This is a genomic window from Azospirillum sp. B506, from assembly GCF_000333595.1.
In the GTDB taxonomy this organism is placed as follows: domain Bacteria; phylum Pseudomonadota; class Alphaproteobacteria; order Azospirillales; family Azospirillaceae; genus Azospirillum.
The window spans coordinates 1-2049 of sequence record NZ_BADK01000521.1; the positions used below are offsets into that span (position 1 = coordinate 1).

At 69.2% G+C, this 2049-nt stretch carries 1 protein-coding gene; it reads left to right on the plus strand.

Annotated elements, in window-relative coordinates; translation table 11 throughout:
- Window positions 1–94 precede the first annotated feature (94 nt).
- Window positions 95–2049: proton-conducting transporter membrane subunit (locus I71_RS15605; RefSeq protein WP_244433862.1), on the plus strand; the 1955-nt coding region annotated here is incomplete at its 3' end.

The following is a 2049-nucleotide window of genomic DNA, read 5'->3' on the forward strand; positions in this document are numbered from 1 at the left end:
ACCCTCGTCGGTCTCCCCTTCCTCGGCGCCATCGCGNCCGGGCTGTTGCCGACGCACGCCCGCAACGCTGCGGCGTGGCTGCCGTNGGGATCGCGTGGTCGAGATCGCCCTGCTGTGGGCCGCTTATCCGACGGTGGCGGCGGGCGGCGTGCTCCGCCACGAGGTCGCTTGGATGCCATCCCTCGGCCTCAACCTCGTGCTGAGGATGGACGGCTTTGCCTGGCTGTTCGCGGGGATGGTGTCCGGCGTCGGTGCGCTCGTGATCCTCTACGCGCGGTACTACATGGCGGAGGACGACCCGGTCCCGCGCTTCTTCGCCTTCCTGCTTGCCTTCATGGGCTCGATGACCGGCGTGGTCATCGCCGGAAACCTGATCCAGCTCGCCTTCTTCTGGGAGCTGACCAGCCTCTTCTCCTTCCTGCTGATCGGCTACTGGCATCATCTGGCGGCGGCGCGCGACGGCGCGCGCATGGCGCTGACCATCACCGCCACCGGCGGGCTGTGCCTGTTCGCCGGCGTGCTGGTGCTCGGCCATATCGTCGGCAGCTACGACCTCGACGCCGTGCTGGCCTCGGGCGACCGCATCCGTGCCCATCCGCTCTATCTGGCGGCGCTGGTCCTGATCCTCCTCGGCGCCCTGACCAAGAGTGCGCAATTTCCCTTCCATTTCTGGCTGCCGCATGCCATGGCGGCGCCCACGCCGGTCTCCGCCTACCTGCATTCGGCGACGCTGGTGAAGGCGGGGGTCTTCCTGATGGCGCGTCTCTGGCCGGTGATGGCGGGGACCGACGCCTGGTTCTGGATCGTCGGCACGGCCGGCGTCACCACCCTGATCCTCGGCGCCTACATCGCCATCTTCCAGAACGACCTGAAGGGGCTGCTGGCCTATTCGACCATCAGCCATCTCGGGCTGATCACGCTCCTGCTCGGCCTCAACAGCAGGCTGGCCATGGTTGCGGCGATCTTCCACGTCATCAACCATGCGACGTTCAAGGCGTCGCTGTTCATGGCCGTCGGCATCATCGACCACGAGACCGGCACACGCGACATCCGGCGCCTGTCCGGCCTCAACCGCTCCATGCCGTTCACCGCGCGGCTGGCACTGGTCGCGGCGGCGGCCATGGCCGGCGTGCCGCTGCTCAACGGCTTCCTGTCCAAGGAGATGTTCTTCGCCGAGGCGCTGTCGGCCGAAGGGCCGCTGCCGTTCCTTCTCGACGTCCTGCCGGCTGCCGCCACGGTGGCGAGCGCCTTCAGCGTCGCCTACTCGCTGCGCTTCATCCATGGCGCCTTCTTCGGTCCCGACCCGGTCGATCTGCCGCTCACGCCGCACGAGCCGCCGACCTGGATGCGGTTCCCGGTGGAGATCCTGGTGCTGGCCTGCATCATCATCGGCCTGCTCCCGGCGGCCACCGTTGGGCCGTATCTGGATATGGCGGCGCACGCGGCCCTGGGCGCCGCCACGCCGGACTACAGCCTGGCGGTCTGGCACGGCTTCAACCTTCCGCTGCTGATGAGCGTGATCGCCCTGGTCGCCGGCGTCACCCTTTACCGTCTGCTCCAGGGACATCTCGGGAAAGGCGAGGACGGGGCACCGCTGATCGGCGGCCTGCAGGGCCAGCGCATGTTCGAGCGCACCATGGTCTTCCTGTCCTGGCGGCTGGCGCGGACGCTTGAGGGGCTGCTCGGCACCCGGCGCCTGCAACCCCAGCTGCGGCTGGTGGTGTGCGTGGCGGTTCTGGCCGCGGGCTGGACCGTCTGGCTGCGCGGGCTCGGTCCCGGCAACCTCACCCCCTCCGGCATCGATCCGGTGCTGGCGCTGATCTGGGCGATCGGGGCGGCCTGCGCCGTCGGCGCGGCGTGGCAGGCCAAGTTCCACCGGCTGGTCGCCCTGATCCTGCTCGGAGGCACGGGGCTGGTCACCTGCGTGACCTTCGTCTGGTTCTCGGCGCCCGACCTCGCCCTGACCCAGCTGCTGGTCGAAGTCGTCACCACCATCCTGCTCCTGCTCGGGCTGCGCTGGCTGCCCAAGCGTCTGGACGTGCCGGGCGT